The following is a 24119-nucleotide window of genomic DNA, read 5'->3' on the forward strand; positions in this document are numbered from 1 at the left end:
ACATTATACTCTGGAGGTAAAAATTTGAATTATAAAGAAATCACTAAAAAATATTATTCCGAATTAGAAAAATTTGATTCAAATCTGAAAATATTTGAAAACAATAATGAATTACATCTAACTCTCAGTGATCCAAATCAATTGCATGGACTTTGTGAATTTTTGAAAAAGAGTTTTGATCTTAGGCTGTTAACAATAATCTGCTGTGATGAACAAAAATTGAAGGCAGGGTTCAAAATTAGGCATGTTTTTGGCTCTGATGTTGATGATTTTTTCTTATTTGTAATCTCATCCATTAATTCAAGTCATAGCTATTTTCCTAGCATCTACGATGTGTTTCCCTCTTCAATTTTGTATGAGAGAGAAATTAATGATATGTTTGGATTAATTGCTAAAGAAAATCCAAACATTAAGCCGTTGATCTTACATGATTTCCCAAATGATATTTTTCCACTGCAAAAAGATTTTAAATTAAATGATGTTGTAAAGAGAAATTCAAAACAGTTTGAATTCACTCCGATTACTGGAGAAGGCGTATGTGAAATCCCTGTGGGTCCAATACATGCAGGAATAATTGAACCTGGTCATTTTAGATTCAGTGTTGTAGGGGAAACTATCATCAACTTGGAAATTCGTTTAGGTTATGCTCACAAGGGAATAGAAAAACTTGCAGAAAGTATGCCATTAGATGATGTGATATTTTTGTCAGAAAGAATCTCTGGAGATGAATCTGTGGCAAACTCTATCGCATTCTGTAATGCAATAGAAAAAATCGCACAATTGACAATACCTCAAAAAGCAAAACAAATTAGATTATTGTTTGCAGAGCTAGAGAGAATCTATAATCATTTTGGAACTCTCAGTGGCATTCTTGCAGATATAGGATTTCAATATGGTGCATCCAGACTGAATATCTTAAAGGAGCAATTGATGCAGTTAAATGAAAAATTGTCTGGCAGTAGAATATTATTTGGAGTAAATCAAATCGGTGGTGTAAAAACTAACATTACTGATAAAACACTAGTTGGTATTCATTCTGTTTTAGATGATGCTTTTCAGAACTTTGAAAAAATACTAGATCATTTAAAATCAAATTCATCTGTAATGGATAGACTCCGAAATACTGGCATAATTGAAAAACAAATGGCAAAAGATTTGGGATTGGTAGGAATCTCTTCTAGATGTATTGGTATTGAAACAGATGCCAGACATACTCATCCTTACGGCTATTATCCATCAGTTAACTTGAAACAAAAAACCCCTAGAGAAACAATGGAGCATCAAGTGGAATTGCAGAAACGAGTTGGCGATGTTTTATCTAGAGTTATGAGCCGTGTTGATGACTTGAGGCAATCAAAAGACATCATATGCTCTATTATTGCTCTGGAAAATGATGGGTTGTCTGTATCGCTAGATGAAGAATTAACTCCGTATTCATCAGGTTTGGGTTATGCTGAGTCTCATAGGGGAGAGACATTACATTGGGTTATGATTGGGGAACATGATTCTATTTTTAGATATAAGATCAGAACTGCCTCTTTTTCCAACTGGCCTATTATTGAGCATGCAGTATTGAATAACATTGTAGCTGATTTTCCAGTAATTAACAAAAGTTTTGATTTTTCTTATTCGGGGAATGACCTATGAAAAAAAATAACGATAAAGTAGATAATTTTATTGATATGTCATTTAGATCAGACACAATACAAGATCCATTAAAAATGGATAATAGTATTGCATCAAATTATAGAGGATATATTACATTAGATCCTGCTAAAGATTTTATCTTAAATGATAAAATTGGAAAAATATTAGAAAATTCATGTCCTACACATGCTATTACATATCAAAATAATGATGATTCAAAAATTAATTTTGATAATGGAAAGTGCATTTTATGTGGAAACTGCCAAATAAAATCTCCTGAACTAATTAAAATTACAAATAAATTTGATTTGGCAAAAAAAAGAAGAGATGATCTTATTGAAACGTTTTCTATGTCTGCTCCATTTGGAAAAACATGTGATGAATTAGGAAAAGAATTAAAAAATAAAATTGACAAAATTTTTGGAAGATCATTGACTATAAGAGAAATCGATGCAGGTTCTTGTAACGGATGCGAGATTGAGATCAACGCATTGAATAATCCTATCTATGACATTGAGCGATATGGAATTACTTTTGTGGCATCACCACGTCATGCTGATGTATTATTGGTAACAGGTCCTGCATCCAAAAACATGGAAAGAGCACTAAAGATAGCATATGACTCTACTCCAAATCCTAAACTCGTCATTGCCGTAGGTGCATGTGCCTGCAGTGGTGGCATATTTGGTAATACTTATGCAACCACAGGAGGTATAGATGGTATTGTTCCTGTTAATGTCTACATTCCAGGATGTCCTCCTAGACCACAAGCTTTGCTTTACGGTATACTTATGGCAATAAACAAAATATGATTTTTAGCAATATTGTAAATATATAATTTTAAAATTACAATTTTCACGCTTATCTGCGTCCATTTTCATTTCCAAAATGATGAGTGAATTCACGTTGAGTTGAATCTCACCATTTCATGGAAATATGACGAAGATTGTTGGTTTTGTATGAAAATTACCTGTAGAATTTCAGCTCAAAATAATCTTACCAAAACCAGTAACCTTTCTCACACTTTCCCGGTTATACGAATCCCTAAACCACTACACATGACACACGACGATATCGATATCATCGGTAAAAACGTCAAAGACATGTACGGAACATTCATGGGTAAAGTCATTGGAACAATAACTGACATTGATGGAAGCATCCAATCAGTTGGCGTTGACTGCGGTGCTCAAGGATTACAGCAAATCGCATATGAGCAACTTGTAGTTCAAGGCAGTGTTGTTATATTCATTCCAAAATGGAGACTAGACTCACAAAGACTTCTACGCGAAAAACAACTGACACTGCGTCGTCTAAAGGCCTTGATTGATATTGTTTCTGAAAATGATGACATGAAAGAAGATGCCGAAATAATTCATGAAAAATACAAGTCAAAACTTGAATCATTGGATGAACTAGAAAACAAAATCAAATCAAAGCTAGATGCAAGACAAGCAGCGCTAGAGGAACAGCTAAAGTCTACAAAGATGTTGTTATTTGATGCAAAAGTACAATACAAGAGCAACGAAATCTCAGAAAATACATTTGAGACCGTGAAATCATGCGCTACTGAATTAATTGAGCATGTAACTCACGAATCTGCCGAAATCTCAAACGTAAAGAGAAGAATTGCTGATCTTGATGCAGAAGTAATAACTGTAACGACACCTCCAAAAAAAGAAATCCAAGAATCCGCCGTTTCATATCTGGGCAATTCTGAACAAGAGCAACTAGTTCAGAGCATACTTCCAGAAGCACCAACAGATCCAGTCATTCATTCAGAAGCAACACGTGCTGATGAAACCGAATCACACCTGCCGACACCTCCCAAAGAGGTCAAAAAAGAGACATCTCACTACGACGACTGGCTTGGCAGAATGGAAGCATCTTAACTTTTTTTAAATTATTTTTCTTTAACATTTACAAGTCTGAATCTCTACACTATTTTGATGTCCGAATTTAATATCGGTCTTGGAAATAATGATACTCAAACAAGAAAAGATGCATCTTCAGATTTTGTTTCCTTTTGGGATAAACAGGCAAAAAATCTTAGTTGGTTTTCCACTTGGGAAAAAACATTGGACTGGAATCCTCCATTTGCTAAATGGTTTGTAGGAGGTACAATTAACGCATCATACAACGCCCTTGATATTCATCAGAAAAACAAGGCTGAAAAACCTGCTATATTGTGGGAAGGCGAGAATGGTGATTCACGCGTTCTTACTTACAATGACATGTGGAAACAAGTCCAAAAACTTGCAAACGTCCTCAAATCACTTGGTGTTAAGAAAGGCGACCGAGTGACTATCTATCTCCCAATGATTCCAGAATTGCCAATATCGATGCTTGCATGTGCAAGAATAGGTGCAACTCATACTGTTATATTTTCTGGATTTAGTGCAGCAGCAATTAAAGATAGAATTGAAGATTCAAAATCAAAAATAGTAATTACTGCTGATGGTGGATATCGACGTGGAAATGTAATTAAACTAAAAGAAGTAATCGATGACGCAATCAGTGATCTTGATTTTGTTCAAAATGTAATTGTAGTTGAAAGAACAAAAAACAAAATCTCTCTTTCTTCAAAAGACAAGCTTTGGAATCAATTAATGGGAAATGCTTTTGATGTATTTCCTGCAGAAAAATTAGACAGTACTCATCCTCTTTACATTTTGTATACATCTGGAACAACAGGAAAACCAAAAGGTGTGCTGCATGGAACTGGAGGTTATCTAACTCACTTACATTCCACATTCAAGTGGGCATTTGACATTAAAGATTCCGATGTATTTTTTTGTACAGCTGATATTGGTTGGGTCACAGGACACAGCTATGTTGTTTATGGCCCGCTTTTACATGGTGCAACAGAAGTAATGTATGAAGGCGCACCAGATTTTCCAAACGCATCGCGAATGTGGGGTATAATTGAAAAATACAAAGTTACTATTTTTTACACAACCCCTACTGCACTTCGAATGTTTATGAAATTTGGAAACGATCTTCCAAATTCATTTGATCTCTCATCTCTTAGACTTTTAGGAAGTGTTGGTGAACCGATTAATCCTGAAGTATGGAGATGGTATTTTAAAATAATTGGAAAAGAAAAATGTCCGATAATTGATACATGGTGGCAAACTGAAACTGGCGGTATGTTGATTTCTGCTTTGCCTGGCTTGGAAACAATTCCATTGAAACCGGGCTCTGGAACTCTGCCTATTCCAGGATTGAAAATATCAGTAGTCGATGAATCTGGAAATGAAGTACCTGCAAACACCAAGGGATATTTACTAATCAAAAATCCTTGGCCTGGGATGCTTTTGACTTTGTGGGGAGATGATAAGAAATACCATGACGTGTATTGGTCAAAGTACAAAAATTGTTACTATCCAGGTGATTATGCACTAAAAGATTCAGATGGCTACTTTTGGTTGCTTGGAAGAGCTGATGATGTACTCAAAGTATCTGGTCATAGAATAGGGACTGCTGAGCTTGAAAGCTGCCTTGTATCTCATAATGATGTTGCAGAATCAGCCGTATGTGGAATTCCAGATGAGATCAAAGGTGAAATCATAATTGCTTTTGTAGTCTTAAAACAAAATGTAACAAAAGATGTGTCACTTTTAGAAAAAGAATTGTCTATAAAAATAAGAAATGATATTGGTGCAATTGCTACCACCCAACAAATCTATTTTGTATCCAAATTGCCAAAAACTCGTAGTGGTAAAATTATGCGAAGACTACTAAAAGCAATAGCCAACAATGAGACTATCGGTGATGTCAGTACTTTGGAAGATGGGGCTGCAGTATCTGAAATCCAATCTGCATTTGATGAATTAAAAAAATCAATTCAAAATAAAACAAAATAATTTTATTTTTTTAACGATCTTAAATCCGTTGTTACTAACATGTCAAACATTTTTTTTAACCCTTCATATTCTGATTTAGAATTTTCATCTAAATTGTTATATTCGCTTTTTTTAATCTCATCAAGCTTTTCTTTAGCCTCTTTAAAGTAATCCTCAAATTCTTTAATCTTTTTATCATTTAATTCTGTAAGATCAAAAATTACCGTATTACTTCCAAGCAAGTTTTTCTTCTCATCATAAAGACTCACTGCGTGTAAGATTCCTGGAAAAGTGCTTCCATCTTGTTTTTTAAAGGTAATTTCCCTATCTGTGACATTTCCAGTCTCAAACCATGTTTTTAGCGAGTCATTCATTGCTTCCCATGCGTCTTTAGGCACGTGCTCAAATATTGTTCTGCCTAGAATCTCTGTTTTGGCATATCCTAACTTACTAGCATAAGTTGAATTGCAATCAAGAATAATTCCAATGGAGTTGATCCGTCTCCACATTATTGGGGCGTCCTTGAGAATTTTTCTTGCTTCCGTTTGTGGCATTTTTTATTTTACCTTTGACTAGTTATTAAATTGAAATCTTGTCAAATAATATCTGCTGACTTTTTGATATTAAATCATATTCTGTGTTTTGAAGATCAAACCAACTAAAACCCTAGTATGAATTAAATTCCTAAAAATCAATTATGATATTGCACAGCTTTCCTTTTATGCCATATTTGCATAATTAACTCACATCAGCAATAGGTGGAAACACAAAGAAAACCTCAAAAAATAATTCAATCTTTATCGTTGGCGGTATTATCGCAGCTGGCGCTCTGTTGCTATTTGCATATCTGATGTGGTATGTGGCTCCTGCAGAAAACATGGATCTAGTTAGAATTGTTGCAGTAACCGAGTCAGGTTGTATTGCAGAAACATCAGATGGATTTGCAGTAAATATTGGTGAATGTAGAGAACCAAATCAGTATGTTATGGCACCAGTAGATAAGAAAGTCAGAGAACGTGCAGCATTAATGAATCCTACAACCTAGCTAAACCATTGATCTAAATTATGACTCTTTTTTTCTAATGCTTTTCTAAGTCGATTCAAAGAAGATTGAATTCTGTCTTCAGAAAAACTTCTTTCTTTGACTAGATAGTTTGTCATTCCTTCATAGTCTACTTTTCCAAAGACTATCTCATCTACATCTGTTACAATCGGTTCAAGAAATATTTTGCGAATCTTCTCATACTCGATTGTCTGTAACTGTTCTTGAATTTGTGGAATGTCTTCTAATCTTGAATATTGTTTTATCATTTTTAATGCAGTTTTTGGTCCTATCCTATCAAATCCATTTGGATTAAAATCTGTACCAATTAAAATTCCAATATCTACTATCTGTTCTCTGGTAATTTCTAATGAATCTAGTGTTTTTTGAGTCTCGATAATCTCTGGCTCAATTTCCACATACGTGTTTCTGTTTGGAATCTTTCTTCTTCCGCTGTTTGTAAAATTTCTAATCAGCCTCTTTGCTCCACAAAGTATAGAATCAAAGTCTTGACTTGCAGAGGCATAAGCTTGTCCAGTATTTGTTAGATGGGCTGCAGTTGCTTCTCCTTCGGATGCCGCATCAATGTATGGAATTCCAAAGTATGATAAAATTTGTTTTGACTCTTTAACCATTCCGTCTTTCATGCTAGTTGTTTGTTGTGCAAACTTTCTTGCATCTTCTAAATTTCCTTCTGCAATTGCTTTTTCATATTTTATTGTAGCATCTTTTTTGATCTGCTTTCTTCTTTCAATCTCTGCAGTTTTCAACGATGGTGGTTTTCCATCAAATACATAGACTGGTTTTATCCCTAATGATAAAAAATTGATATTTCTATAAAGTAACCCGCTAAGATGACTCGTTATCCTGCCCTCAGAATCAGATAGCTGTAATCCGTCTGGACCTCTAATGCTTGCCAAGAACTGATAAATTGCATTATACGCATCAATTGCTATCACTTTTGATGAAAATGATTCTAGAGTTGTTTTCTCTCTTACTACTAACTCTTTGAGGTTTAATCCCATTGATTGTTGTTGATTTTTGAGCTATTTTGTCTTTATCGTTTGAAATACAGATCGTAATAACTACAATTGGATATATAAAAAAGAAAAATCTAATCATATGGTGAATCATTTGGATTTGTCTGTAAACTTGAGAGAGAAAATATACGACATTAAAGAATCTCAAAATAATTTTTTAAAAATTGTTTCATACTTTCCTTTATCTGATGATGAAAAACAATCTATTTTGAAAAACTCCGAATCTGTTGAATTTCATTCAATCTTCTCTGATAATGTGTCTGAAGAAGAATGGAGCAAAACTAAACATCAGATAATCAAGCGCTTTCAGAATGAGTTATTTGATATAGATTCAGCATAAATTATTTTTAAAAATTGTTTCTGATTTGCTTTATTATGTGGTATTTCTAAGATTTCTTGCCAGGTTAGCCAAGTGGAACGGCGGCCGTCTCGAAAACGGCTACGCGCAAGCGTGCAGGGGTTCGAATCCCTTACCTGGCGTTCATAATATGTTCTATTAACACTGGTAATCTCAGAAAAATTCTAATCATATATTCACTCAAAATATGACCTATCGTGGATAGGATTAAGTAGTACAGTGCCTCTTCTTTGTATTGACAAAAACAAATCTCTTTTTGATTGTAGTATTTACGTCTATTCTAATTTTAAGTCCTTTTGTAACTGGTAGTATATTTGCCGATTCATCTGTGACTTCAGTTTCTGAAAATACTGAAGTACCAATGGGTGCAATTGTCGTTGGAACCAAGTCGGACAAAAATACTACTGTTGTGGGGCTCTCATCTGATGGAAAAATTAGAGTTGAAATTACTACAAGCAATCCTGTTAAAAGTAATACGATGTTAATGGGAATAATATTTCGGGATTCTAATGGTGGAACAATAAAACAAAATGTAAACTATGATATTTTAGCAATGCAAAATGGTAAAGAAATTCTTTTAGATTTAAGCTCACATGCAAAAGACGGCACAGGAACACATGTCACCAATATACTTGCCTCTGATGAACCAGTTAATATCGAAGTAACCTTACTTGGATTTGGAACAGGTGATGAATCACGCTGGTCTGGGCCAAAAGGAGAAGTTTTAATGTTTAACGTTGTACCTGAATTTGGAACGATTGCCATGATGATTCTAGTTATTTCGATTATGAGTATAGTGATAATTAGTGCTAAAAGCAAAATGTCTCTCAAACTGTAACTGCTATGTCTAAATATTGAGACAAGTTATAAGCGGTGATTTTGTTAACTTATTGGGTCTAATAATTGGGTAAAAACGTCAATCCTAAAGTAGTTGAAATTTTAAAAACTAAATCTCTAGTTCCTACATTTGATCCCAGTATGAAGACTTTGATGCGTATAGTGAAATTTATGACTGAAAATTCATCTGGAGGAAAAACACAGTTGGCACTTGATACTAAACTAAACTATGCACGACTTGCAAAGCATCTCGTATGGATGGAAAAAAAGGGTCTTGTTGAATCTATTATTGATGACAATAAAATCAATGTTTCTCTAACAAAAACAGGCAGAGACTTTGCAGAAGTAATTTCAAAAATTCTCTAAGTTTAAAACACTGACAGATTTGTCTGTTATACTGTCACATTTGTTTATTAAACACACATTCATGTCAGCGTGTCTTAATACAATATCTACAATAATGTTGATAATGACAAACATAAAAAAAATTCTAATACTTCCTGTATTAGTAGCATTAATTTCTGTTTTAGCTCTTTCTGCTCAAGATGCAGCGGCACTAGTTTCTACAGTCAATGATAAAATATCCTGTGTATCTCCAGCAGTAGGTGGAACATGGAACTCTGTTACTTCAACATGTGTAGTTGCAACTCTTGTAATTGGCCCAACTGACACACTAGTAATTGCATCAAATGTCAATTTTGACATAGGTACAGTAACTAGCAGCGGTGTAATAGTAAATGATGGAACAATTCACATCGCAAGTGGTGGTGTAATTACAACTTCTGGTACATTTACCAATAACGGTGTTATTGATAGTATCAGCGGAACCATCACAAATAGCGGTCCATTTAACAACTTTGGAGACCTAACATCGTCTGGAACAATCACTAATGGTCCAACAGGTGTTATACAAAACAGCGGTCAATTAACCAGCACTGGTGTAATTACATCATCTGGTGCAATTCAAACAAACATGGGCAGTGTACTAACTAGCAGCGGCACCTTTACCAATTCATTGAATTTGGTCAACAAAGGAACCATCATGACATCTGGTACATTTACCAACAGTGGTCCTGTTATGAACATTGGTTACATCCTAAATCAAGGCTTGTTTACCAACAGTAACACAATCACAAACTGGGGAGGAATATTCAACCTATGTGGTGGATCAATCACAAATTCAGGAACCATAGCGATACGCACAGTAATTGACGTCTGTGTTGCTTAAGAAAAAGCACACTTCCTTTTTTTATTTTTTTATAATTTAATTTTTTATGTTTAGATGCGTCCATTTCTATCCAATGATGGTATATGAGTCCCTATGGATTTGAACCCTAATTTTTTTGATAATGATTCTGTAATTTGAAAATTAAGAGTGCCCCTCTTTTTACCTAAACTCTTATCTGGTGCTCTTAATTTCATACTTTCATATATTTTATGGCCTGATGCTTATGCTGTGTTGCATAAATTCTTGCTGACTCTATAAGAATGTGCGACTACCAAAAGTCTCAGATATGAAAAACAATCTCTAAAAAGAATTATTTCTAACTTGAATGGTTGCCCTTCTTTTGTAACTATAACTTTAAGTTCATAGAATGTCCTTTATTTGACATGATTGATGTTAAAGATTTGAAAGTTTGTTCTGATTGTGGAACTGTTTATTATGAGAAATTTTCCAGAGGTGTATGTCCTAATTGTCACACAAATAATTATGAACAGATATCAGCTGATAGTGGTGTGGGAAGTTTAGACATATAATGACTTACAAAATAAAAACATTAAAACCGAAAATATTATTTTAAATTAATTTTATCTTCAAAATTTAATTGGTTACACACTCACATTTTTGTTGTTTTTGAAATCTAGGGTATTTGAGTTTATGACATGTTTCACAGTAAGGTTGATTTGACAATACTATTGTAGTGGTGATTCGAGTAAAAAGGATCCGTATTTCATATCAAGATAACCACCGTGAGAATTGAAACTGGTTATTTTTATGAAGAATTTACATTGCCATCGGCATCAAGTAAATTCCCACATATCTGGCATTCCCATCTTTTATCAGACATTAACTGATTAACTTCTGTTATTCTTGATGCGTTACAGACTTTACATCTGGTTGACATTATTTTGATTTTACTAGATGTGTTTTTTCGTGCTCTCGTACTTGCTCAAATGTATCTGACGTTCCTTCCCACTTAAAATTACACTCTTTGCAACTATATCTCATTTCTCTTCACTGGCTTGCTTCTTCCATACATTACATGCAGGACAGCGACTAATGGTTTTGGATAATATCTTTTTTGAAAATACATTACCACAGTTTTCACATGCTTTCAAATCGTTTAGAGTAACCATTATGATGTTGCTTCCATCAAAATTGTTTTTGTGTTTTTCAAATGTGTCTTTTCATGAATTAAAACCTGTTCAAAAGTATCCATCCATCCTTCCCAATGAAATTTACAATATTTGCAGTTATACTTCAATTTTGTTTTGTCTCTTTAGATTCTTTGAATGCGTTTACGTCGTTAGATGTCTTTTTTTGATTTCGTTGTAATTTTGCAAATAGCTTTTTTAACATACTCACATAGGTCATATCTTACATATAAGGCAAGGATTCTAACAAAATAGATTTTTTTTCGTAGCTGAGTAGTTAATTCAGTCCTTCCTTTCAGATATGCAAACTCACACTACTACGATGTTGATAATACATCGATTTTACTTATAGTGTTTTCTCAAATGCGGGTTAATTAGGATGAAATGATATATGAATATCATGAATACCTTATCATCTTATTGGCAAAAAATATGCATTGATTGCAAGAGAGTGCATTGCCAAAAGGGATGTAATTGCGATTGTCATTGGGAGCCATAGATGTATTTTGCCATATTCAACTGTGACTCAAGATACATGTCCACATGATGCAAAAGTAAAGATGGCAGGATATGCTGGAATGTATGAATGTACAAGATGCCATAAATTTATTCGTGATGATAAGTAAAATTACCTGTATTTTTCTATATTCTTTTGTTACTGTGCACTCAATTCATAATTCCTAGTTTCTAACTATTTTCATGCTTGTATGTGTTGATTATTGGATCATATGAGTTTCAAACATACACATCTATGATTAAATGGATTTTTTATGTTAAATGTTGTAATTATGCTTGAAATTCAATCGTAACAGAATCTTCAGTGATGGTTGTTTTACTGGATTTATCCAATGATGTTCTAATCAATGACTCCAAGAAATATTTAATGTACAATGACCCCTTTTCTTTTAGATCATGATGTGCACTAAGAACCACTTTAAATGAATCCACAACAATATCGTATCTTCCAAAACCACAAACATCAAAAAATATTTTAATAAAACCAGTCACGCTTTGCAAGTTTAGTTCTTTCCATTTGAATAAAATAAACTCTTTTGCTTCAAGACTTCCTGCTCTGATGGCAACATCAACTATGGTTTTATCGTCAAGCTCTGCTAAAATACGTCTAAAAGAATCTGTACTTAGTTTTAATGTGCCAAATTTTTGCAAGTATACTTCGGTTTCGACATAATTACCTAAAATGTGATTCACAAGTGTGTTTAAGCTGATTTTTTGTTCATCTGCTATCTTTCGTAATGCTTTATCATATTTTTCATCTATTCGAAAAGTAACGCTGTCAGATTTTTTTGCACACAAGTAATTTCATAACTCATGTTGTATCTTATCAGTTTACCTGCAAATGCGTGCATTGTATCCATGTTGTTTTTATCTTAAATTCACTCGTTAAGAATAGGTGAAAAAAATGAACCAAATACAAGAAAAGAAAAGTCCGAGACTGAAATTCATGGCATTGATTGCAAGTGGACTGGCTGTAATACTCGTTCTTACAATAGCACCATGGAATTACGTTCCCGTACTAGTAACTGAAAATGTAGTGGTAATTGCAGTTACTGAGCATGGCTGTGTTGGAGAATCTCAATATGGTATAAGCGTAGTTATGCCTCAATGTGATGCCAAAGTCGGAGACACCATTTCAGCGTCATTTTATGTTCCAGCAAAGGAGCTAAATGGCTACTATGATAGAATCCAAGACAAACTAGCAACTGTCCAACCATAGATTCTATCTTTTTTTTATTGACAAAGAATTCGTCTATTGATTTTAAGACTTTTTATGTATCCTCAAAATTGTATCTAAGTTAAATCTAAATCGATGAGTGGCTTAATTGTATTGTATACTTACATGGCATTCATACTTTCCTGCTAATCTTTTTTCATTTTTTGAAATAGCTTAAACACTGTTTTTCCTATTTTGACTTGTTTTATAATTTTCAAACTAACTTTCAATATCTTAAATCCCACAAAAACAGGCATAAGTACAAGCATAATTATTTCAAGCCAATACTTTTTTACAAATGATTTTGCATTTCGTATCTTCAAATATGCTATCAACAGTTCCAATGTCAAAAGACCTACTATTACCCAAAAAATAATATCAAAGATAATGATAACCTGTTCTGTGATTGCAAATAATGGCTCAGAAATTCCTAATGCGGAATATTCAATATTTACTAATCCAAAAATAAATATCACGATTAATGAAAAGGTAACAAAACTCAGTACTTTTTTGAATAATGGAGAAAATAGTATTTTCACAACAAATACTATTTGTGTAAGATCATTATAATATCGTTCTGGAGTTTTATTTTCCATCCAGTATGTTCTGGATAATTTTTTTGTATCTATTATGTTGCTGATTATTTTCTCTTATATCGTAAAACATCTAATTCGACCTATCCATTTCTAATTTTATAACGTATTATCTTATCCTAAAAATTCAATTCTATCTGATTGTAATGCCATACAAATATCTAATGGTGTAATCACCTGATCCTGGAAAATTATGTATGGGTGGGTCATTCCGTACATCATCTTTGATACTTCTGCTAAATTCACGTCTTTGGAAATTTTTTTTGCTTCCTCTAGATTGATTGATTCTGAAAACTTTAGATCCAAAAATTTAACATTTCTAAAAAAATCAAATTTTTGTGCTATGCTTTGAATAATTAAACGATCACTGATGAACATGTTTGAATTTTTTAATATTAGTTTTCTAGTGTTGTTTTGAAGCATTAGGCGAATGATGTCTTTTAGTGTATTATTATGATCAAATGTGATGATTTCTTTTTTGGGTAATTCGGAAATAGTAATATCTGTAGTACAGTTTGCACCGATTTCAAGTAATTTTCTTCCAGATATTGCAGAATATCCTCCTAAACTGTTGGGTATTATAGAAAATGCTCTTCTTGTTTGCTTCCACATCTCGAGTAGTTCTCCAAGTGTAACTTTTTCAGATATGACCATGAGATTCTTATCTGTGACTTGTTCTACAGTAGTTTTATCAAAAAAATCCGAAGATGGATTTTTAAAAATATTTTCAATTACTTCTCTGCCGCCAATAACTCCTACTGGTTTTTCATCTTCTCCTGTTACAACAAGGGAATCTGTAAAAGATTCTAAATAATGCATTAACATGCATGTAGCTATCCACATTTTGTTCTCTTTACGAATACTTACAGCAGGAGTAGAACTCAAAGAGAGTGGCAATAATTCCTTTAATGTTTGATTATAAATAGTCATAATTCCTCAATGAATTGAATATAAAATAACTTATCTATGTAAAGATGATTCTCATCTTTGAAATTACTGAATTATAAAAATGATCTTGATTATTAAAAATAGAAATCAAAACAATCCTAATGTAATAATTCTAAACTATGAATGAATATCTATGAAGATTGATGACGTTGATCCAGATTATGAAACAGTAAAGATTGATCAGATTGGAATAATTGATTCTCATACAGGCGCTGTTGTATTCAAAGATGAATCAGTTGAATTTACAATGTCTGGTTTTTCATCTGAAGTCGCAAATATTATTTACAATTTTTTAGAGGAAAAACGTGACGATCCACCTACAATATATCGTCTAATTGAACAAATCTGCGAGGAAAATGAACTATTTTTAGTCAAAGTCAAAATCTATGAAAGTGGAGATATTTTCAGAGCAAATCTGTATTTTACTGGAAAAAAAGACTTGGTATTTAGAAATTTTAGGGCATCTGATGCAATAGCATTGGCAACATATTACAGCATTCCAATTCTGGTAAGAAAATCAATGTTAAAAGAAATTCAAAAGAAATGAAATTTTAGATTTTGTGTATTTTAAGGAAGACTGGATCAAACCTCTTAAATTCTCCCTGTTTACTTTCGGGGGCTGAGAATCAAAACTGAAATTTGCCCAATTTGATATATCTTAGAATTATTACGATATGTCATGGTAACCCAATCGGTAATAATTGGAATTGCAGTTGGTGTGTTTATCGCAGGAATTGGCATTGGATATGGTATCTCTCAAAGCACATCCACTGTCAACTATATGCATATGACACCACAGCAGATGCAACAGATGATGAATGATCCTGTCATGATGAACCAATGGCATCAAACTATGATGAATAATCCAGATGCTATGAATCAATGGATGAATACCATGATGAATGACCCACAAGCCATGACACAGATGCACAGTATGATGATTAACAATCAACAGCATATGGGTCAGATGATGCAACCTATGATGAATAATTGGATGAGTGATCCACAACATCAACAACAGATGCTTAACATGATGATGCAACATCAAGGAATGATGAACTACATGGGAAATAATACGCAATGGCAAAATATGATGGGCAATCATATGATGATGCCCTAATCCTATTTTTTAGACCCTTATGTTTTGTTTGATTCATGGTCCGAATCTTCTCCAAAGTCAAATTTTTAAAAAATTATTTAACAATAGTTATAATTCAATGATTTCTTGTTAGTTCATGAGCATGTTTAATTGATATCAATAGCACACCTGTTTGGACCAATCTCCAAATCTGGGATTTCATCCTTTTTTAGTTCTAATTCTCCTTTATTTACTGCGATGATTTTTTGATAATTCATTGGCCTTGGTAGTGTTATTGAAACTACTTTTTTGATAAACTCTTGTTTTGGGATATCCAGCCATGGAAGTTTCTTTGATTGTTCTATTGTAGAATAATATGCTTCATCTATGGGCTTCACATCTTGACTATGATGTGTCGGAAATACCATTGTATTGTGTGGAAGCTTAAGCAATTTGTTGTGTAATGTATTGTAAAGATCATCTGTAAACTCTTCTACTTTATCTCTAAGATCAGGTCTTCCAATTGATTCTACAAACAATATGTCCCCTGTGAAAACATATTTTTCATTTACTACATAGCTGAGACTTCCAGGTGTATGTCCAGGAGTATGAATAATTCGAAGAACTGTTTTTCCAAATTGTATCTGATCTGCGTCGCCGATAAAATTTGCATCAAAGACATATCCTTCATATTTTGAGAGGTATAGTTTTGCACTAGATGCTTTGGCAAGATCTTTTGCCGCAGATATATGATCTGCATGTTGGTGAGTATCTATTACTTTGATAATTTGAAACCCTTTTTCTTTTGCAATATCTATATATTTTTCAAAAGGATATAATGGATCAATTACAATTGCTTCTCCGTTAGATTCTACAATATGAGATAGACATCCTTTTCCAACTTTTTGTACTTGGATAATTTGTACTGGTTCTTTTACTATTGTTACAGGCTTTAGAACTTGATTCCATCCAGATAATCCTCCTGCAAGTGTTTTTGACTCAATTCCTGCTCTTGCTAGAGCAAAACTTGCAATCATTGCACGATTACCATGTGGGCATATGGTTACAATTTCTTTGTCTTTTGGAATGCTGGAGATAGTTTTTGCATCAAAAAGTTCACTTAAAGGAATGTTTACGCTCCCAGGAATTTGATATTCTGAATACTCTTCTCTATCTCGGACATCTAGTAGAAACACTTTGTCTAATTTTTGGACAAGACTATCTGCCAAAATCATTTTCCCAGTATCTCCTTTTGATAGATTTCCTTTCCATGAAGAAAAACCGCCAATTAAAAAGTAAACATCTAGTCCAAATGATTTCATCATCTGTGCTATTTCTTTAGCATATTCTTCTGGCTCAGATATCAAAACAATTTTAGCATTTTTTGGAATTTTTGGTAATATCTTTTCTTTGGCATTAGTATCACATACAGCATGAACAGAACCTGACACATGAGATTTTTCAAAACTTTCTTTGGTTCTAAGATCAAACAACAAAAACGGTTTTTGTTGAATCATATCTTGTTCTAATTGTTCAGAAGAAATCCCTATCTGTTTCTGCTCCATGGTGTTTTTTCCTTAATATCCCAAATAAACTTGAATATGTTTTTCAAAATTGAGTTTTATATGAAACACTGATTGATTTAATTTTTAACTCTTGTTGCTGAAATTTAGTGAATCCATTTTATTGCCCTATTTGTCATTGATATCATGAAAAAGATATTTTATATCATACTTCCAATTGTTGCATTTTCTATAATTCTTTTTAATGCGTTTTTTGGTCATTTGATTTTTCTGTCTGACACTGAGCATGTGATAAACAAGTACTCTGTGTATGTACATTTACTGTCTGAGTGGGATAGTTCATCTAAAAATATCATATTTGAAGTGACAAACTCTTGGTACAAATCTGATAAACATAATGCCAACCATATATTCAATGCAGAATCTAAAGACTATAACAAAAATCAATTTCAAAAAATAAATGGAAAATCATATGTCGAATTAAAACATGAATTTAGTGATTGTCAAGAAGAATGGCAGCCGATGCTTTATAGAAAAGTTGTAGACAATATCCGACATGAGATAGAATATATGCAAGGAAATCAGCTAAGCACAAATCCTGACGTGTCTGTCTATCCAGATATCGAAAACAAAAACTATGATAATTTCAAACAACAATCAAAAATTAAAAATGGATATGTACAATTTTTCCCAATTTGTACATCTAAAAACATCACCTCATACGATTATAGCATAAAAACTGATAACACAGATTTAGGTTTTGATGTATATTTTGTCTCATCACCTGTACAACGTGAGTATTTTACAAATTCTAACTTTGATTATTACAAAGAATCAGGTTGCTTTGGACAAAACAAACAAAGCTACAGCGGTACATGCAAGAACATCACAAAAGATAGTGGATTATTGGTGATATTTCCCGATGAACTTATCCCATGGACTACGAAAGTCACAGTAAATCTTTATGAAAATTAGATTTTTGATAACTAAAATAAAATCCACTCTAATTTGTAAAAATATTTTTTAAATTTAGATTCAATTTGAATTTAATCAAAGGTTATAATTTGACCGTCTATTTACAATTTGACAAAAAAATGTCATACACAACAAGACAAACAAAAATAGCAATTACTGCTGCAATAGCAATTATTGCAGTAGGTGTTACTGGGACATATCTAATTCCCGCACAAAGCACTATAGTTGTTGTACCTACAACTCAAGCTGATCAGGAAAGATATGATGCCCTAGGAATTGCCCAAAAATATGTGGTAACTAGTCCAACTTTTGCTTTTGATGGCGACATAAATTCACTCAAAGTTGAATATGTTGGTTCTACAAAATCAATCCCACCTGAACATATCTTCAAGGCCAGCTTTGAATCAAGTCAAGGTGGATTTGGCAATAGAGAAGGCCAAATGCTTATCCAAGTTATTACCCCTCACATCATGGAAATCTTGGTATCTGAAGGAAAAGTAATTTCAGCAATAACTGATAAAACTTGGGACGAGCAAAGAGAACTATTCATTCAAAGAGAAACAGAACTTGATACTTCCAATCAAGTTATTGAGTATGATTATGTTACACTCATTGATGCTTTTGAAAAAGATGGCATTAATGTGAATGTAGTTGAAGTATTGGAGGATTCATCGTTTTTAGTACCAACAATTGTTGTTAAAGTAAACGATGAGATAATTCAAATCTATGAATTTTCTTCTGGCATTGATGCCAAAAATGCTTCCAAACTTGTTTCAAATGATGGGACGCAGATAGGAACAAGCATAATCAGATGGATTGATGAACCTCACTTTTACAGCAAAGGCAAATTAATTATACAATACATCGGCCACAATCAAGAAACACAGAGTTTGCTTGAGTCACATTTAGGCAACCAGTTTGCTGGAATATGATTCGGTATCTCTTTTTTTATTTTCCAATATACGTATGCACTGGATAGATTTTTTTTGTTTTTGAAGATTTGTAGTTCCATTCTGATTTATCTAATTTCAAGCGTGCAAAATATTCTTGAATTGACTTGTGTAGTTTAGTATAGATGTCATCTCCAACTACTATCTGATCAGGCTGAGCTAGATTTTGAATTTTAGCTGCCATGCTTACTGAAGGTCCTAAAATATCTACATGGGATTCTTGTAGATCATCGCCATATCGTACAATTGTATTTTCACCATGATCGATGCCAATTTTTATCTTTAATTCTGGTAAATTATTACTTTTCAAAATAGGATTTATTCCAAGTTTAAGAATTTTAAGCATTGATTCTGCACATGTGACTGCTCTGTTTGCAACTGATGCCGATAGATCTTCTGCAACAAAATATCCAATAACTGCATCTCCTACAAACTTTAACACAAATCCTTCATGACGTTTAATCACATAAGCCATCTCTTGAGCAAATGTAGTAAAAACAATAGCAAGTTTTTCTTTGGGCAAATTTAGGATCATATCTGTAGACCCAACAAGATCTACAAATAACACTGCCATATTCATGCTCTTCAATACCTTTTCCCTAAGAAATATTTCTGATTCTTCAGTTACGGTAGAATACAAAAATTCATGATTCAATGATTTTAGTACTCTATCATGTACTTCTGTAATTAGCGTTTCAGAATCTACTACTTTTTCTGTACCTCTCCCAAGTAGCATGTCTACTATGCTTGGAGTTTTCGGTGATAGCAAATTTTCAATACCTTTATTCTCAGTTTTTTTAGTTACCATTCAACACTTATCCTGTAAATAGTGTTAATTATTTTTGCTTACTGTGTTTCTCATACTTCTAGTCAATTATCATAAAAATGAACTTCTATTGAATCCAAAGATGATTTAGAACCATTAACTTTATACTTACATATAACTTTGGTAATTCATGTTAAAATTCAAATGCAGCTCGGTTGGATTTGATTGTAATTTTGTTGCCAAGGGTAAATCTGAGGAAGAAATCTTAACACAGTGTGCAGCACATGCCACAAAAGATCATAACATGAAACCAGAAGAAATTACTCCAGAATTACAAGATAAAATCAAAAAAAATATCCATAAATCCTTATTTTAAAATATTTTATTTCATTCTCATTATACTGGAGTTGATTTAATTATAAATAAGAAAAAAGAAAGATTAGAATCCCTTACTTCGACTCCATCAAATTATAATATTTGCAATATCTATTGGTTGGTTAGCCATAGGAATAAGACAATGGATTGTTCTCTCAAAGTGGGATAAAAGATACAAATTATTCAAAGAAAATCAAAAGGAAATTGACAAAAAATTTGCAGATGATTCTGATGATGATTTAGATGATTCTAGCGATGAAAATAATTCCAATAAATCCGATAAAAAACAACCTAAAACTTAGAATTTAGTATTTTTTTTAGCTTAAATTCTTGTTACTGAAGAACTCTGGGAACTTTTTTCAAGATATGTGAAATTGAAATTCTTCCAGGTCCTATCACTATGAGCAAAAGACATCCTGATAGAATCAATGTCTCAAATTCTACTCCTCCACGACCTGCAAAACTCTGAGCTCCTTTTGCCACAAAGATCGCCCCCAACATTACTATTGATAGTAACGATGCAGAAATTCTTGTTAGCCCACCTATGATTAGTAATATTCCTGGAACCAATTCTGCTAGTGCAATTGGAATTTGCATTTCTGCTGGCAGGCCCATATTTGGAAGATTTTCAGCAAAACCTGGTTCAAATTTTCCTAACGAGTGTGCTATGAATATTGCCCCAATTGTAATTCTTATTCCAAAGTGAGTGATATCATAAAAGATAGAGTTACGAATTGTCGCTTCTGCCATCTGTAAAAAATTATTATGACTGTATTTTATCCTTAGGTAATAAATGTGAATAAAGGTTAAATGTGATTATTACGTATTTTATCCATGAAGTATACCGTTGCATTGTTTACTGTATTGGCTTTTGCAGCAATATTTGCTATGGTTACTCCGATGGATGTTGCAGTAGCTCAACCTTCTAGTGCAATGCCTGATGGTGAATACAAAGATGGAGATCATGAAGGAAAATCTTGTCCATCTAAAGAGAAAAAAACTGCATCTAGTGATGTGGGTTTGAATATCTAGATTGATCTTTTAATTGATTTTGATCTTTTTGTAGGCAGCTTTTCCAAGTCTATTCATTATTCCAAGACCCAGTCCCTTTCGACTGGTACCTTGTGCAAGTATCACATCTATCTTTTTTACATCAAATTCTCTGAATGTTTTAAACAAGTTAGATGCTACCATGTCTAACTTTTTACCTAAAAATACTGTCATGTCTGATTTGTATCTTGTATTTGTAGTACTGAGTATTCCTACCTTTTTTCCCTGATTTTTAAATTCTGATAAAAGTTGTAATGTCTTGTCTTTTACTTTGTCATTTGAGCCTTCAATTAGAATTATTTTTGCATTTGGAGAATAATGCCTGTATTTCATACCCGGTGAGCGATGTATGTCTTTTGTTTTTCTTTCTTGTATGGATGGATGGATTGAAATTTTACCGATGACCTTTTGAAGTTGTTCTAATGTTACAGCTCCTGGTCTTAACAGCATTGGAGTTTTTCTGGAAAGATCAATCACTGTAGATTCAATTCCGATTTTTGTTTTACCTCCATCTATTATCATGCTTATTTTGCCATTCATATCCTCAAACACATGTCCTGATGTTGTGGGACTGGGTCTTCCAGAAATATTTGCAGATGGCGCAGCTAATGGTGTGCCTGTTTCATGTATCAATAATTTTGCTATTTTGTTTTCTGGCATTCTCACTGCAACTGTGTTGATTCCACCTGTTGTGATTTTTGGAACTATCTTTGATTTTTTCAGAACCAATGTAAGGGGTCCTGGCCAAAACTTTCTAATTAATTTATGAGCTGTCGTTGGTATGTCTGCTGTCAATCTCTTAAGATCAGAAATATCTGAAATATGAATAATGAGCGGATTATCTGAAGGTCTGCCTTTGGCAACAAAAATTTTTTTAACAGAGTCTGAGTCCAAGGCATTTGCCCCCAGACCATATACTGTTTCTGTTGGAAATGCAACTATGTTTCCTGATTTTATGATTTTAGAAGCTTGTCTTATCTTTGAAATTTGTGGACTTTTTGAGTTGATTTTAAGAATTTTTGTTTGCATTTTTACTTGATTTTTGATTAATACGATTGCAGTCATATTAAGAGTATGGTGGATTGTTTAGTCTAATTTTATTTGTGATTTATTTTCTAAACATCATCCAAATTCTGGTCCCAACAAAAATTCCTACTGCAAGTGCTATCAATAATGGAACTATTATCTGACCTTCTTCCATTTGTTTGATTAGTCAAATTATTGTTTAAACTCTTTTCATACGCATGCTTTTGATGATATTTGATAATCCAGTAAGCTTTCAAGCTTACCGTATTCTATGAACTAGTATGATTAACTGGATGCATGAATACAAACACAAATTCAACAAAAAATGAAACTAGTTGGAACAAAATGGTGCACGCCCCTTTCAAAAAAGTGGTTGCCTTTGATCTCATTTGTATGGGAATCGGAGTAGTAATCGGAATAGGAATCGGCGTATATCTGATAGCAGGTATGTAGATAGAGACAAAATATGACTCTACTACAAAAATCAATACCACGATACAAAAAATCGTATTATGCAATTTTTGTTATTAGTGTGGCTACCGTTGTCATCATGACAATTTTTTAATTCATGTACAACACTCTTTTTGATTTTATTTTTTCTGACCTAATGTTATTCCCTTTGTATATGATTTACGTTAAATTTTATTTTAATCAAAGGTTATAATCATACACCATTAATGAGAAATGATAAAAATGTTCACAATTAAAAAAAGAGATAGCATTACATTGATGTCAATTGTCGCACTTTGTTTTATTTTTCAATCAAGTGCCTTTGCTTCTCCAATTCCTATAATTCTTACAGGTGATGAATCTTCAATTGATCTAAAGATTGGTGAAACCATTGACATTTCGAACTTTCAAATTACTTTAGTCAATATACTTGATGACTCTAGATGCCCTACCGATGTTACTTGTATATGGGAAGGCACCGTATCGGCAGAAATTAAGATGATAAAAGACGGAGAAAGTCGTGGTACATACGTTATCCCAATTGGATTAGCTGACGGTATCGAATCTCAATTAATTGATGATTTTTATGTTATGTTATATGATGTAAAACCATATCCTGTTAGTACTAAACAAATAGAATCATCTGAATATGTTGCAACACTGATTGTCTCTCAAGTGACCGAGAAAACAGATTCTCCATTAAAACAATTCAAATCCGGAGTTCCAATTAATGAAACTAAATGTAGTGATGATTTGAGGCTTGTAATTAAATCGAGTAATTCAAGTCCTGCATGTGTAAAACCTGAAACTGTAAACAAATTACTTTTACGTGGATGGGCCTTCGCTTTGTCAACCGTTAGTAGTTTTGAGGAATGTGAATCTGCAGGCAATCCTGTTATGGAATCTTATCCAAGGCAATGCAAAACTTCCGACGGAAAACACTTTGTTGAACAGATCAACTCCAAAATGATGAGTCCAGAATCTAAATGTGAAAAATACGGTGGAACATGGTCTGCTGAGCTAAATGAATGTGAATCTCTAACTTTGGATGATTTTGCAACAATATTGTTTGAAACACAAGATATTGATTCTATTTCTGAACAGTTTGGAAAACCTCATGATGATGTTGGAAGTGGAATCCACATCTACGTGTATTATCTAAACGACGATACGCAAATCTGGATAGGATACACAGATGAAATTATGTATGTAAAACATATGGATGCAGATGGCAACTTGATTGATATTTTATATGAAATGTCATCTTAATTCAAGTAGATTCTGTGTCTAATGAAATTTTTAATTTTGTCTGTCTCTTAATTGATGACAATCACAATTACATCCAGTTTGGCATTTCATTCTTTTACAATCAGAGCATATTTTCTTATTCCAATATGGAGCCGTATTCAATAATTGTATTTGTTTTATAATTATCTAACCTTTTCTTAGTTTTCCATGTTTGATTTGATATTTTTATGAAAAGTTGAAATTATACATTATTTGTAATC

General features: G+C 33.0%; 30 protein-coding genes and 1 tRNA gene. 20 read left to right on the top strand and 11 right to left on the bottom strand.

Annotated features, from left to right (window positions below; genetic code table 11):
* Positions 1-24: 24 nt before the first annotated feature.
* The 4 genes from MY1_RS03375 (at position 25) to acs (ending at position 5513) form a co-directional block, all read left to right on the top strand.
* A complete protein-coding gene (locus MY1_RS03375) occupies positions 25-1647 on the top strand; it encodes a hydrogenase large subunit (RefSeq protein ID WP_007550246.1) in 1623 nt (540 codons plus the stop codon).
* The gene (nuoB, locus tag MY1_RS03380) at positions 1644-2459 is read left to right on the top strand and encodes an NADH-quinone oxidoreductase subunit NuoB (protein WP_007550247.1); all 816 of its coding nucleotides are present in this window, start codon (positions 1644-1646) and stop codon (positions 2457-2459) included. Before MY1_RS03375 ends, nuoB begins: the two co-directional genes overlap by 4 nt.
* A 246-nt stretch (positions 2460-2705) precedes the next feature.
* A complete protein-coding gene (locus MY1_RS03385) occupies positions 2706-3539 on the top strand; it encodes a CdvA-like protein (RefSeq protein ID WP_048109609.1) in 834 nt (277 codons plus the stop codon).
* 57 nt (positions 3540-3596) lie between these two features.
* Positions 3597-5513, top strand: coding sequence for an acetate--CoA ligase (acs, locus tag MY1_RS03390; protein ID WP_007550249.1), 1917 nt, complete (start codon positions 3597-3599; stop codon positions 5511-5513).
* Between the two features lie 2 nt (positions 5514-5515).
* On the opposite strand, the gene MY1_RS03395 is transcribed toward acs, so the two are convergent.
* Entirely contained in the window at positions 5516-6046 is a 531-nt protein-coding gene (locus tag MY1_RS03395) for a PAS domain-containing protein (RefSeq protein WP_007550250.1), read from the bottom strand.
* Positions 6047-6324: 278 nt separating this feature from the next.
* On the opposite strand from MY1_RS03395, the gene MY1_RS03400 reads away from it, so the two are divergent.
* Positions 6325-6537 carry a hypothetical protein gene (locus MY1_RS03400; protein WP_131255120.1) on the top strand — a complete coding sequence of 71 codons (213 nt, stop codon included), beginning with the start codon at positions 6325-6327 and terminating at the stop codon, positions 6535-6537.
* Here the strand turns inward: MY1_RS03400 and fen are convergent.
* Positions 6534-7559: a flap endonuclease-1 gene (gene fen, locus MY1_RS03405; RefSeq protein ID WP_007550252.1), complete on the bottom strand. Its 1026-nt coding sequence runs from the start codon at positions 7557-7559 to the stop codon at positions 6534-6536. The two genes, MY1_RS03400 and fen, sit on opposite strands and share 4 nt — an antisense overlap.
* Positions 7560-7659: 100 nt before the next feature.
* Here fen and MY1_RS03410 point away from each other — a divergent pair, with 100 nt between their 5' ends.
* From MY1_RS03410 to MY1_RS09820, 6 genes are all read left to right on the top strand, one after another.
* Positions 7660-7914, top strand: coding sequence for a hypothetical protein (locus MY1_RS03410; protein ID WP_338038890.1), 255 nt, complete (start codon positions 7660-7662; stop codon positions 7912-7914).
* A 58-nt stretch (positions 7915-7972) separates the two neighbouring features.
* Positions 7973-8054, top strand: a tRNA-Ser gene (locus tag MY1_RS03415).
* Positions 8055-8167: 113 nt separating this feature from the next.
* Entirely contained in the window at positions 8168-8770 is a 603-nt protein-coding gene (locus MY1_RS03420) for a PEFG-CTERM sorting domain-containing protein (protein WP_048109613.1), read from the top strand.
* 65 nt (positions 8771-8835) lie between these two features.
* The gene (locus MY1_RS03425) at positions 8836-9135 is read left to right on the top strand and encodes a winged helix-turn-helix domain-containing protein (protein WP_048109615.1); all 300 of its coding nucleotides are present in this window, start codon (positions 8836-8838) and stop codon (positions 9133-9135) included.
* 103 nt (positions 9136-9238) lie between these two features.
* Positions 9239-9997 carry a transporter gene (locus MY1_RS03430; protein ID WP_048109617.1) on the top strand — a complete coding sequence of 253 codons (759 nt, stop codon included), beginning with the start codon at positions 9239-9241 and terminating at the stop codon, positions 9995-9997.
* A 383-nt stretch (positions 9998-10380) separates the two neighbouring features.
* The gene (locus tag MY1_RS09820) at positions 10381-10527 is read left to right on the top strand and encodes a PhlB family protein (RefSeq protein ID WP_007550263.1); all 147 of its coding nucleotides are present in this window, start codon (positions 10381-10383) and stop codon (positions 10525-10527) included.
* Positions 10528-10995: 468 nt separating this feature from the next.
* Here MY1_RS09820 and MY1_RS10085 read toward each other — a convergent pair whose 3' ends face one another.
* The 3 genes from MY1_RS10085 to MY1_RS03440 form a co-directional block, all read right to left on the bottom strand.
* A complete protein-coding gene (locus MY1_RS10085; RefSeq protein ID WP_007550265.1) occupies positions 10996-11127 on the bottom strand; it encodes a DNA repair protein RadA family protein in 132 nt (43 codons plus the stop codon).
* Positions 11127-11255, bottom strand: coding sequence for a hypothetical protein (locus MY1_RS10090; protein ID WP_007550266.1), 129 nt, complete (start codon positions 11253-11255; stop codon positions 11127-11129). Before MY1_RS10090 ends, MY1_RS10085 begins: the two co-directional genes overlap by 1 nt.
* A gap of 676 nt (positions 11256-11931) precedes the next feature.
* Positions 11932-12459 (bottom strand): hypothetical protein, encoded by a 528-nt coding sequence (locus MY1_RS03440; RefSeq protein WP_007550272.1) that lies wholly within the window; start codon positions 12457-12459, stop codon positions 11932-11934.
* Positions 12460-12565: 106 nt separating this feature from the next.
* Here MY1_RS03440 and MY1_RS03445 point away from each other — a divergent pair, with 106 nt between their 5' ends.
* A complete protein-coding gene (locus tag MY1_RS03445; protein WP_007550273.1) occupies positions 12566-12880 on the top strand; it encodes a hypothetical protein in 315 nt (104 codons plus the stop codon).
* A gap of 143 nt (positions 12881-13023) precedes the next feature.
* On the opposite strand, the gene MY1_RS03450 is transcribed toward MY1_RS03445, so the two are convergent.
* Both MY1_RS03450 and MY1_RS03455 read right to left on the bottom strand, forming a co-directional pair.
* Positions 13024-13473, bottom strand: coding sequence for a hypothetical protein (locus MY1_RS03450; RefSeq protein ID WP_007550274.1), 450 nt, complete (start codon positions 13471-13473; stop codon positions 13024-13026).
* 111 nt (positions 13474-13584) lie between these two features.
* Positions 13585-14400: a CBS domain-containing protein gene (locus MY1_RS03455; RefSeq protein ID WP_048109621.1), complete on the bottom strand. Its 816-nt coding sequence runs from the start codon at positions 14398-14400 to the stop codon at positions 13585-13587.
* 151 nt (positions 14401-14551) lie between these two features.
* On the opposite strand from MY1_RS03455, the gene MY1_RS03460 reads away from it, so the two are divergent.
* Positions 14552-14965, top strand: coding sequence for a bifunctional nuclease family protein (locus MY1_RS03460; RefSeq protein WP_007550276.1), 414 nt, complete (start codon positions 14552-14554; stop codon positions 14963-14965).
* Positions 14966-15097: 132 nt separating this feature from the next.
* A complete protein-coding gene (locus tag MY1_RS03465; RefSeq protein WP_007550277.1) occupies positions 15098-15538 on the top strand; it encodes a hypothetical protein in 441 nt (146 codons plus the stop codon).
* Positions 15539-15663: 125 nt separating this feature from the next.
* Here the strand turns inward: MY1_RS03465 and MY1_RS03470 are convergent, their stop codons facing one another.
* Positions 15664-17061 (bottom strand): MBL fold metallo-hydrolase, encoded by a 1398-nt coding sequence (locus MY1_RS03470; RefSeq protein WP_007550278.1) that lies wholly within the window; start codon positions 17059-17061, stop codon positions 15664-15666.
* A gap of 144 nt (positions 17062-17205) precedes the next feature.
* On the opposite strand from MY1_RS03470, the gene MY1_RS03475 reads away from it, so the two are divergent.
* Together MY1_RS03475 and MY1_RS03480 are read left to right on the top strand one after the other, a co-directional pair.
* Positions 17206-17994 carry a hypothetical protein gene (locus tag MY1_RS03475; protein WP_007550280.1) on the top strand — a complete coding sequence of 263 codons (789 nt, stop codon included), beginning with the start codon at positions 17206-17208 and terminating at the stop codon, positions 17992-17994.
* An 89-nt stretch (positions 17995-18083) separates the two neighbouring features.
* Positions 18084-18926: a hypothetical protein gene (locus MY1_RS03480; protein ID WP_048109623.1), complete on the top strand. Its 843-nt coding sequence runs from the start codon at positions 18084-18086 to the stop codon at positions 18924-18926.
* A 16-nt stretch (positions 18927-18942) separates the two neighbouring features.
* Here the strand turns inward: MY1_RS03480 and MY1_RS03485 are convergent, their stop codons facing one another.
* Complete coding sequence (locus MY1_RS03485; protein ID WP_007550284.1) at positions 18943-19752, bottom strand: adenylate/guanylate cyclase domain-containing protein; 810 nt, start codon at positions 19750-19752, stop codon at positions 18943-18945.
* Positions 19753-19900: 148 nt separating this feature from the next.
* Between MY1_RS03485 and MY1_RS03490 the strand changes: the two genes are divergently transcribed.
* Entirely contained in the window at positions 19901-20086 is a 186-nt protein-coding gene (locus tag MY1_RS03490; protein ID WP_007550285.1) for a DUF1059 domain-containing protein, read from the top strand.
* A 332-nt stretch (positions 20087-20418) separates the two neighbouring features.
* On the opposite strand, the gene MY1_RS03495 is transcribed toward MY1_RS03490, so the two are convergent.
* Complete coding sequence (locus MY1_RS03495; protein ID WP_007550286.1) at positions 20419-20835, bottom strand: DoxX family protein; 417 nt, start codon at positions 20833-20835, stop codon at positions 20419-20421.
* An 84-nt stretch (positions 20836-20919) separates the two neighbouring features.
* Between MY1_RS03495 and MY1_RS03500 the strand changes: the two genes are divergently transcribed.
* Positions 20920-21117 carry a hypothetical protein gene (locus MY1_RS03500; protein WP_048109630.1) on the top strand — a complete coding sequence of 66 codons (198 nt, stop codon included), beginning with the start codon at positions 20920-20922 and terminating at the stop codon, positions 21115-21117.
* Between the two features lie 9 nt (positions 21118-21126).
* On the opposite strand, the gene MY1_RS03505 is transcribed toward MY1_RS03500, so the two are convergent.
* Complete coding sequence (locus tag MY1_RS03505) at positions 21127-22200, bottom strand: L-threonylcarbamoyladenylate synthase (RefSeq protein ID WP_007550288.1); 1074 nt, start codon at positions 22198-22200, stop codon at positions 21127-21129.
* Positions 22201-22458: 258 nt separating this feature from the next.
* Here MY1_RS03505 and MY1_RS09825 point away from each other — a divergent pair, with 258 nt between their 5' ends.
* Both MY1_RS09825 and MY1_RS03510 read left to right on the top strand, forming a co-directional pair.
* Complete coding sequence (locus tag MY1_RS09825) at positions 22459-22614, top strand: hypothetical protein (RefSeq protein ID WP_007550289.1); 156 nt, start codon at positions 22459-22461, stop codon at positions 22612-22614.
* A 240-nt stretch (positions 22615-22854) separates the two neighbouring features.
* Positions 22855-23880: a hypothetical protein gene (locus tag MY1_RS03510; protein WP_007550290.1), complete on the top strand. Its 1026-nt coding sequence runs from the start codon at positions 22855-22857 to the stop codon at positions 23878-23880.
* Positions 23881-24119 lie beyond the last annotated feature (239 nt).

This window comes from Nitrosarchaeum koreense MY1, assembly GCF_000220175.1.
Lineage (GTDB): Archaea > Thermoproteota > Nitrososphaeria > Nitrososphaerales > Nitrosopumilaceae > Nitrosarchaeum > Nitrosarchaeum koreense.

Coding starts and splice junctions, on each gene's coding strand:
- nuoB (WP_007550247.1), top strand. CDS start 1,644: ATGAAAAAAAATAACGATAAAGTAGATAATTTTATTGATATGTCATTT.
- MY1_RS03385 (WP_048109609.1), top strand. CDS start 2,706: ATGACACACGACGATATCGATATCATCGGTAAAAACGTCAAAGACATG.
- MY1_RS03455 (WP_048109621.1), bottom strand. CDS start 14,400: ATGACTATTTATAATCAAACATTAAAGGAATTATTGCCACTCTCTTTG.
- MY1_RS03470 (WP_007550278.1), bottom strand. CDS start 17,061: ATGGAGCAGAAACAGATAGGGATTTCTTCTGAACAATTAGAACAAGAT.
- MY1_RS09820 (WP_007550263.1), top strand. CDS start 10,381: ATGATTGATGTTAAAGATTTGAAAGTTTGTTCTGATTGTGGAACTGTT.
- MY1_RS03450 (WP_007550274.1), bottom strand. CDS start 13,473: ATGGAAAATAAAACTCCAGAACGATATTATAATGATCTTACACAAATA.
- MY1_RS03510 (WP_007550290.1), top strand. CDS start 22,855: ATGTTCACAATTAAAAAAAGAGATAGCATTACATTGATGTCAATTGTC.
- fen (WP_007550252.1), bottom strand. CDS start 7,559: ATGGGATTAAACCTCAAAGAGTTAGTAGTAAGAGAGAAAACAACTCTA.
- MY1_RS09825 (WP_007550289.1), top strand. CDS start 22,459: ATGAATACAAACACAAATTCAACAAAAAATGAAACTAGTTGGAACAAA.
- MY1_RS03490 (WP_007550285.1), top strand. CDS start 19,901: ATGTTAAAATTCAAATGCAGCTCGGTTGGATTTGATTGTAATTTTGTT.
- MY1_RS03505 (WP_007550288.1), bottom strand. CDS start 22,200: ATGACTGCAATCGTATTAATCAAAAATCAAGTAAAAATGCAAACAAAA.
- MY1_RS03475 (WP_007550280.1), top strand. CDS start 17,206: ATGAAAAAGATATTTTATATCATACTTCCAATTGTTGCATTTTCTATA.
- acs (WP_007550249.1), top strand. CDS start 3,597: ATGTCCGAATTTAATATCGGTCTTGGAAATAATGATACTCAAACAAGA.
- MY1_RS03465 (WP_007550277.1), top strand. CDS start 15,098: ATGGTAACCCAATCGGTAATAATTGGAATTGCAGTTGGTGTGTTTATC.
- MY1_RS03395 (WP_007550250.1), bottom strand. CDS start 6,046: ATGCCACAAACGGAAGCAAGAAAAATTCTCAAGGACGCCCCAATAATG.
- MY1_RS03430 (WP_048109617.1), top strand. CDS start 9,239: ATGACAAACATAAAAAAAATTCTAATACTTCCTGTATTAGTAGCATTA.
- MY1_RS03500 (WP_048109630.1), top strand. CDS start 20,920: ATGAAGTATACCGTTGCATTGTTTACTGTATTGGCTTTTGCAGCAATA.
- MY1_RS03460 (WP_007550276.1), top strand. CDS start 14,552: ATGAAGATTGATGACGTTGATCCAGATTATGAAACAGTAAAGATTGAT.
- MY1_RS03445 (WP_007550273.1), top strand. CDS start 12,566: ATGAACCAAATACAAGAAAAGAAAAGTCCGAGACTGAAATTCATGGCA.
- MY1_RS10085 (WP_007550265.1), bottom strand. CDS start 11,127: ATGGTTACTCTAAACGATTTGAAAGCATGTGAAAACTGTGGTAATGTA.
- MY1_RS03495 (WP_007550286.1), bottom strand. CDS start 20,835: ATGGCAGAAGCGACAATTCGTAACTCTATCTTTTATGATATCACTCAC.
- MY1_RS03485 (WP_007550284.1), bottom strand. CDS start 19,752: ATGGTAACTAAAAAAACTGAGAATAAAGGTATTGAAAATTTGCTATCA.